At 62.2% G+C, this 6,854-nt stretch carries 13 protein-coding genes; 5 read left to right on the top strand and 8 right to left on the bottom strand.

Features of this window, described 5'->3' with window-relative positions:
• The coding region (locus tag AC2FMN_RS12515) for a radical SAM protein (RefSeq protein WP_496688526.1) at positions 1-809 on the top strand (809 nt) is incomplete at its 5' end.
• 66 nt (positions 810-875) lie between these two features.
• On the opposite strand, the gene AC2FMN_RS12510 is transcribed toward AC2FMN_RS12515, so the two are convergent.
• Positions 876-1,064 (bottom strand): hypothetical protein, encoded by a 189-nt coding sequence (locus tag AC2FMN_RS12510; protein WP_496681739.1) that lies wholly within the window; start codon positions 1,062-1,064, stop codon positions 876-878.
• A 220-nt stretch (positions 1,065-1,284) separates the two neighbouring features.
• On the opposite strand from AC2FMN_RS12510, the gene AC2FMN_RS12505 reads away from it, so the two are divergent.
• Positions 1,285-1,527 (top strand): CDGSH iron-sulfur domain-containing protein, encoded by a 243-nt coding sequence (locus tag AC2FMN_RS12505; protein WP_496688524.1) that lies wholly within the window; start codon positions 1,285-1,287, stop codon positions 1,525-1,527.
• 4 nt (positions 1,528-1,531) lie between these two features.
• Here AC2FMN_RS12505 and AC2FMN_RS12500 read toward each other — a convergent pair whose 3' ends face one another.
• The 5 genes from AC2FMN_RS12500 to AC2FMN_RS12480 all read right to left on the bottom strand — a co-directional run bounded on the left by AC2FMN_RS12500 (position 1,532) and on the right by AC2FMN_RS12480 (position 3,469).
• Complete coding sequence (locus tag AC2FMN_RS12500; RefSeq protein WP_496681735.1) at positions 1,532-1,789, bottom strand: DUF6455 family protein; 258 nt, start codon at positions 1,787-1,789, stop codon at positions 1,532-1,534.
• Positions 1,789-2,058 (bottom strand): DUF6455 family protein, encoded by a 270-nt coding sequence (locus AC2FMN_RS12495; protein WP_496688523.1) that lies wholly within the window; start codon positions 2,056-2,058, stop codon positions 1,789-1,791. The genes AC2FMN_RS12500 and AC2FMN_RS12495 overlap by 1 nt, the downstream gene beginning before the upstream one ends.
• Positions 2,055-2,324 carry a DUF6455 family protein gene (locus AC2FMN_RS12490; RefSeq protein ID WP_496688521.1) on the bottom strand — a complete coding sequence of 90 codons (270 nt, stop codon included), beginning with the start codon at positions 2,322-2,324 and terminating at the stop codon, positions 2,055-2,057. Before AC2FMN_RS12490 ends, AC2FMN_RS12495 begins: the two co-directional genes overlap by 4 nt.
• Before the next feature lie 69 nt (positions 2,325-2,393).
• Positions 2,394-2,762, bottom strand: a complete 369-nt coding sequence (locus AC2FMN_RS12485; RefSeq protein WP_496681728.1) for a YigZ family protein — start codon at positions 2,760-2,762, stop codon at positions 2,394-2,396.
• Positions 2,759-3,469 (bottom strand): M48 family metalloprotease, encoded by a 711-nt coding sequence (locus tag AC2FMN_RS12480; protein WP_496688519.1) that lies wholly within the window; start codon positions 3,467-3,469, stop codon positions 2,759-2,761. Before AC2FMN_RS12480 ends, AC2FMN_RS12485 begins: the two co-directional genes overlap by 4 nt.
• 117 nt (positions 3,470-3,586) lie before the next feature.
• Between AC2FMN_RS12480 and AC2FMN_RS12475 the strand changes: the two genes are divergently transcribed.
• Positions 3,587-3,835, top strand: a complete 249-nt coding sequence (locus tag AC2FMN_RS12475; protein WP_496681723.1) for a DUF8831 family protein — start codon at positions 3,587-3,589, stop codon at positions 3,833-3,835.
• Here the strand turns inward: AC2FMN_RS12475 and AC2FMN_RS12470 are convergent.
• The gene (locus AC2FMN_RS12470) at positions 3,823-4,098 is read right to left on the bottom strand and encodes a DUF167 domain-containing protein (RefSeq protein WP_496688517.1); all 276 of its coding nucleotides are present in this window, start codon (positions 4,096-4,098) and stop codon (positions 3,823-3,825) included. The two genes, AC2FMN_RS12475 and AC2FMN_RS12470, sit on opposite strands and share 13 nt — an antisense overlap.
• 119 nt (positions 4,099-4,217) lie before the next feature.
• Here AC2FMN_RS12470 and AC2FMN_RS12465 point away from each other — a divergent pair, with 119 nt between their 5' ends.
• Entirely contained in the window at positions 4,218-4,796 is a 579-nt protein-coding gene (locus AC2FMN_RS12465; protein ID WP_496688515.1) for a nitroreductase family protein, read from the top strand.
• Positions 4,796-5,506, top strand: a complete 711-nt coding sequence (locus tag AC2FMN_RS12460) for an EI24 domain-containing protein (protein WP_496688528.1) — start codon at positions 4,796-4,798, stop codon at positions 5,504-5,506. Before AC2FMN_RS12465 ends, AC2FMN_RS12460 begins: the two co-directional genes overlap by 1 nt.
• Here the strand turns inward: AC2FMN_RS12460 and AC2FMN_RS12455 are convergent.
• Positions 5,497-6,816, bottom strand: a complete 1,320-nt coding sequence (locus tag AC2FMN_RS12455) for a ferredoxin reductase family protein (RefSeq protein WP_496688514.1) — start codon at positions 6,814-6,816, stop codon at positions 5,497-5,499. The genes AC2FMN_RS12460 and AC2FMN_RS12455 overlap by 10 nt on opposite strands.
• Positions 6,817-6,854: the final 38 nt, after the last annotated feature.

The raw sequence follows: 6,854 nt of genomic DNA, 5'->3' as shown, positions 1-6,854 counted from the left end.
AGGCCGAAAAGTTGGTGGAAAACGGCGTGCGCGAACTGCTGGTCATCAGCCAGGACACCTCGGCCTATGGGCTGGACCGCAAATATGACGTGAACCCGTGGAAAGATCGCGAGGTGCGCAGCCACATCACCGACCTCGCGCGCGAGCTGGGCCAAATGGATGCTTGGGTTCGGCTGCACTACGTCTATCCCTATCCGCACGTGCGCGAGCTGATCCCGTTGATGGCGGATGCGGGCTGCAACCTGCTGCCCTATCTCGACATTCCCTTCCAGCACGCCCACCCGGACGTTCTGAAACGCATGGCGCGCCCCGCGGCCGCGGCGAAGACACTGGACGAGATCGCCGCCTGGCGCGAGATCTGCCCCGACATCACCCTGCGTTCGACCTTCATCGTGGGCTACCCGGGCGAGACCGAGGCCGAGTTCCAGACCCTGCTCGACTGGATGGACGAGGCGCAGCTGGATCGTGTGGGCTGCTTCAAATACGAAAACGTCGACGGGGCGCGCTCGAACGACCTGCCCGATCATGTCCCCGAAGAGGTCAAACAGGAGCGTTGGGAACGCTTCATGGAAAAGGCGCAGGCGATCTCCGAGGCGAAACTGGCCGCCAAGGTGGGCCAGACGATCGAGGTGATCGTGGATCAGGTGGACGAGGACGCCGCCATCTGTCGCACCAAGGCCGACGCGCCGGAGATCGACGGGAACCTGTTCATCGACGAAGGTTTCGAGGCGCTTCGTCCTGGCGACATCGTCCCGGTTCAAGTGGACGAAGCCGGTGAATACGACCTGTGGGGTAAGTTGCTGCGCTGAGGCACAGCCCACGAAAAACGGGCGGCCCAAGAGGCACCGCCCGCGAAAGTCAAAATTGGTAAAGCCTTACTGGCTGACCGGGTTGCAGACGGTCTGACCTGCTTCGGTTGTTGCCAGTTCATATCCGGCCGAGCAGCTGGGCGTTCCGTATTTATCATAGTCGGGCTGGATGTAGACCGGAGCGGGTTCTTCCTGCTGACCGCAGGCGGTCAGGATCAAGCCAAATGCGGCTGCGGCAGCGAATTTCAGTTTCATGTCCATCAATCCTTCAATACTTTTCTGATATTGCCCAACTTTTCGGGGCCGCGCCCAGAATACGGCCAATATGGCCGCGTGGCAACATTTTGGATCACACGGTCGTGAACCAGGGCAAAACCATGCCGTGTGCCCCCTTTTTAGCCTAAGCAAAGGCAGTCCGTCAGGTTACAATGCAACCCGAACCAATTGATGATTTTTCGCTGAAAGGACAAGCAAAATGGCTGAACCACCGATAATCGCCCGCAAGGCCCCCTATCCAGTCGAGGTGATCGAAGGAAAAACCTATTTCTGGTGCCGGTGCGGGAGATCCAAGCGTCAGCCACTTTGTGACGGTTCACATAAGGGCACCGGAATCGAACCCGTCTCATACAAGGCTGAAGCGACGCGGAAAGTCTTTTTTTGTGGATGCAAGCAAACCCAAAACCCTCCGATTTGCGACGGCACGCATTCCCGGCTCTAGCCGCTCAGCGCAATTGCCTCAGAGCATCCGCAATCGCGCAACAAGGCGGCTCGGGCGTCATTTCGGCCTGTTGCTCGGCCAGCCACAGGACACAGCCTTTGCTGCAGTCGGCCGCCCTGCATCGGGTAACGATCTCGGCATAAGCCTGGTGGCTCAGACGCCCGTCGGCCATGGCTTCAGTCAGCGAAACCCCCATGCGACGGGCAACCGAGCGGGCAAGCCAGAAGTGTTTTTCGATATCTCCCAGATGTATGTGCCGCATCACAACTCCTGACCCGTCTCTGCACGAATTCGATGAAACAGCCCGAGATTCGGGCATGCGAAAGGTACCCGCGCACCGATCTTCGCGCCTGACAGCCAATCTCGGCATATCTCTGCCCGCCCACAACCGCGGCAGCGCCGAACTGCTTGTGCCCAGTCCTGCTGCGTCAGACCACCCGAACGGTAGGCAACGAGCAGATCCGTGCGGGTGATGCGCCCCATTTTCAGCACAAGGCGCAGATGGCGCGCGGTGTCGCCCAGCACCTTCATGACTGCCCCCGTGAAGTCCGGCTCAAACGGCCAAGCATCTCGCGGTTTCTGCAGAATTCCGGCGGCTCGCCCCCGAATTCCTCGCCGGCCAGCCCCCGCGCACAACAGACCGGGTCCGGACATTCGGCGCACCGCAACACCGCGTCTGACAACTGATCAAGTGAAACTGCGCCTGAAATCGCGGCTTCCTGCAGGTCAACGCCCACCTGATCCGCCATCCGGTCCAACAGATCCGCATGGCGCTTCAGCGTCTCTTTAGGTGTCATGGCCCCGCCTTTCCTTATACCGATGGCTTTGACGATACGGCAAATGCGCCGCGTGGCCCTTGATACAGGTCAAGCAGTCGCCCCAAGACGGTCCAGATAGGCCCGCGTCGCGTCCTGAACCCGTCGGAACCTGTCGCCGCCCAATTTCTTTCCGCCATACCAGCGAGTGACGATAATCACGTGGTCCTGCAGCCCCGCCCGCTGCATCATGCGCAGGATGACCATGGCCGCTCCGGCTTCGCCATCATCGGCCTTGAGGGCACCTGTCGGCAGGACAGCAGCCCAAGTGTTGTGGGTGGCCTTGGCATACAGCTTGTCCGCCTTCAACGCCCGCAACACGGCATCGATGTCGTCACGGCTTCCGACCGGCGCACCCGAAACCGCATATTTCGAGCCTCGGTCGGTCAAAACAACGCCAAGACGGGTCAGTTCCGTCATTCCATCAACCCCAGATCGGCTGCGGTCTCCAGCACGACCTCGACCCGTTTGGCATTGGGCGGGTGCGACGCCAGGAAACGGTCTCCCGGGTCGGGGATGCGGCTGAAATAGGCCATTCCCTTCAGCGGATCGTATCCGGCTGCATTGGTGATGACGGTTCCCAACACGTCCGCTTCCAACTCGAATGTCTTGGCATAGCTCTGCATGCCCACCTCGGCGCCCAGTTGTTGTGCGCGTTCGATCTCGTCCGGCCCCTCGCCCTGGGCCTTGGCCAACTCGCCAAAGACGCGCGCACCCTCCTTTGCGTTTTCGATCTGGCGCGCAATATGGCCCATGATGTGATGCGCGGCCTCGTGGCCCATCACAAAGGCCATCTCGTCGCCGTTGCGGGCCGACCCGATCATGCCCTGGTTGAAGATCACAAGAGGCCGGCCGTGCTCGTCCAGCGTCTGAAAGGCGTTGGGCTGGGAATAAGGGGCAAGATCTACGAGGATCACGAAGTCACAGTTCTGGCCCTTCGTTTGCCGGCGGCATTCCGCGCCCGCCGCCCTGGCAACCGCGCGGCTGACCTGGCGAAAGGTTTCGGCCTTGTCCCGCAAGGCGAGAGAGGTCGGCGCCCAAGCCTCGGCCGGCACCAGAACGTGGCGCTCGACGGCAGCGCCGCACCCGGCCAAGGCCAGCAGCAGCAAGACAAAAACGCGGCGCATCCACGATATCCTTCCCTCAGATCCGGCGTAAAGCCTAGCGCAGCCGAACCCGAGAGACCACAGCGGACGAACCGATCGATGGTTGCATTGGGCCATCAGGACGGGCAGTGTTGGATCATGTTTTCGATTGAACATGAATTCGACTCGACGGTCATCACCCTGGTGGACGAAGGCCCGCCGCCCCTGCAGGAAGACGTGGTCATCAACAGCTTTGCCGAGTGCGTCACCATCGAACAGTTCGACCCGCGGACCGACCGCATCCAGAAGATCACGCTCTCGGCCGGGCAGTTGCGCGACCTTGCCGCCGCGCTGGACCTGCCCGAAGGGGTCTATCAGATTCGTGAGACGGACGATCAAGGATCATAGGCAAACAGCTTGTCCCGCGCGGTCTGCCCTTGCACGAGGGTCAGTCGAGAAGGCGCGACACCCATCGCCTTGGCCAAAATTCGGGCCACCGCCTTGTTTGCCCTGCCATCCTCGGCCGGAGCCGTGACCCAGATCTGGACGACCGAACCATCCACCTGCATACGATCCCGCGCGGCCTTGGGTGTCGCGCGCACGGCGATGCGTTGCCCATCCTTGGCCAGATGGCTCAGATCCGGCAGGTGCTTCAGTTTTGGTTCGGCCATACAATTTTTTCCATTTGGTCAATTGAATTGAGCCTGAGTCTTTCGAGATGAGAGTTTGCCCTTGAAATGACGCCTTGTCTGCCCGAAATACCAATGGCCCATGTGAAAAAGGTTAACATATGTCTCTGAAGAACCCGGCCGCGTTGGAATTTCTGCAATCCCGCCGCTCTCGCCCGGCCAAGACGCTGGTTGCGCCCGCGCCGAACCGCGATCAACTGATGCCGCTGCTGACTGCGGCGGCCCGCTGCCCCGATCACGGAAAGTTGGAGCCGTGGCGGTTCATCGTTCTGGAAAAAGGCGCCATGCCCCGTCTGGCCGCGCTGACCGAAGAGCGTGGACAGGCACTGGGCAAAAGCCCCGACGAGATCGCAAAAGCCCGCAGCCAGTTCGACATGGGGCAACTTGCCGTTGCCGTGATCGAGGTTCAGAAACCGTCCGAAAAGATACCAGCGATCGAACAGACCTATTCGGCCGGGGCGGCCTGTCTGGGCCTGCTGAACGCGGCGCTGGCCGCGGGTTGGGGCGCAAACTGGCTGTCGGGCTGGCAAACGCATGACCGGGAATTCTGCGAACGCGGTCTCGGCCTGGCGCCGAACGAGCGGGTTGCCGGGCTGATCCACATCGCCACCGAAAGCACCGCTCCGCCCGAACGCCCCCGCCCGGATGTGGACGCGATCACCGAATGGGTGTCCGCGTGATCGTTCTCAACGCTTTTTTCGCCGCCTTGGGCCAGATCGGAGACCCCCGGTTCCGCAAGGTCCTGATGCGCGGCATCGGCCTGACGATCCTGTTGCTGGTCGTTGCTTGCACCGGGGCCATCTGGCTGATCAACTTCGCGTCAGGCTCTGAGATTTTGCTGCCTTTTGTCGGGGCCGTGCCGTGGCTGAACGATGTCCTCAACTACTCCGGCATTGTGCTGGTGCTGATCCTTCCGATCTTTCTCATGATACCGGTGGCTTCGGCGATCACCTCGATGTTCCTGGACGAGGTCGCCCAGGCCGTCGAGGACAAGCATTATCCGGCCCTTCCGCCCGTCCCCCGCATTCCGGTCGCAGACGCGGTTCTGGATTCGCTGGGGTTCCTGGGCGTTCTGATTGTCGCGAACCTGCTGGCCCTGGTGCTTTATGCCCTGTTCCCGCCGCTCATGCCGTTTATCTTCTGGGGCATGAACGGTTTTCTTCTGGGGCGCGAATACTTCACGCTGGCCGCCATGCGCCGGGTCGGCCGGGACGGGGCGCGCCGGTTGCGCGCGCAGCATGCCTCGACCATCTGGATTGCCGGCACGTTGATGGCCATCCCGCTGACCTTTCCGCTGGTCAACCTCGTGATTCCGATCCTCGGAGCGGCCACCTTCACGCATATCTTCCACGCGCTGAACGGCCGGCCCGAGGTAGCCCGTCAATCATAGACGAAGGATTCACACAGAATCCGGTGCCGGGGTACGCCCAGCGCGGTCAAGTCCTGCTGTACCGCGGTCAGCATTCCGGGCGGGCCGCACAGGACAAACAACCAGCTTCGGCGCGCCTCATCGTCGAACAAACGGCGCAACAGAGACCGGTCGATCACCCCTACCTCACCGGTCCAGTCCTCGGCCGGTTCCGAAACCACGTGAACCAGGCGCAGATGCCCGCCCCGTTCCATCGCGGCAAGTCTGTCGGAATCGACGATCTGTGCCGCCGACCTGTTGCCGTAGACCAGCGTCACCGGGCGCGGATCGCCCTGCGCGCGCAACTCGTCCAGAATGCTCAGCATTGGGGCGATCCCGACACCCCCGGCGATCAGCGCCATGCCCGGTGCGTCCCGCTCGACCGGGGTCAGATGCCCGAACGGACCATCCAAATAGGCCGGCGCACCGATCGGAATCCGCCCCAAGCTGCGGGTGAAGTCGCCCAGTTCCTTGATGACGAACCGTATCTCGGGGCCCTCCGAAGGCGCCGAGGCGATGGAAAACGGGTTGTCGTTCACTGAAAACGGGCCGTGCCCGACCTGCAGCCAAGCAAACTGTCCGGCCTGGAATTTGAGCCCGTCATGGCCGTCCGGCGCCAGCACCAGTTCCCAGGTGCGTTCGGCAATCGGCCCGACACTTGTCACGCGCCATGGTCGGCGCAACCGGGCGAGCGGCGCCAGAAGATAGACCCGCAGCATACACGCACCGGCAACCGCCCCCAATGCCAGCCAGACGCCGGTCAGAACCGGGTCTGCGCTGTAGCGGCCCGCCGCCAGCGCGTGCCAGATGGCAAAACCGGCAATGGTCAGAGCCATCAATCCGTGACCCAACCGCCAGTTCTGGTATTTTCTTCCCAGATCCGACCGCGACAGGGCCAACCCCACCAAGACCGGCAGCAACATCCAGGCGACGGCGCCGGGCAGGATGGTCTCGGGCTCCCAGCTTAGGGTCAATTGGCGCGTGGAGTCCCAAGGATAGGGCGGGTTGCGCGCGCCCTGATACAGAAAGGGATGGATCAGGGCCAACACCAAGGCCACGCGCGCCAGAACCCGATGCCAACGCATCGTCACATCCATGCCGATCCGACGCGAGATCAAACGAAAGCGGCCCGACAACAGGAACTCGACCAGCAGGATGGCCAAAGCGACCAGACCTGCGCCGGTCGCAAGCTCATCCCACAGGGACCGGAGGGGAAGCCCCTGCATCCCCGCCAGGGCCAGCGGCGTCACCAGCAGGACCACATATCCGACGATCAGTACCCGCCTCGGCACGAGCCGATACTCCCCTATGCAAAAGCAAGCGCCCGGCC

The sequence above is a fragment of the Ruegeria sp. BHSC037 genome (assembly GCF_059613045.1).
The sequence above is the reverse complement of the archived record's forward strand: the minus strand, read 5'-3'. Positions and strand labels throughout refer to the sequence as shown.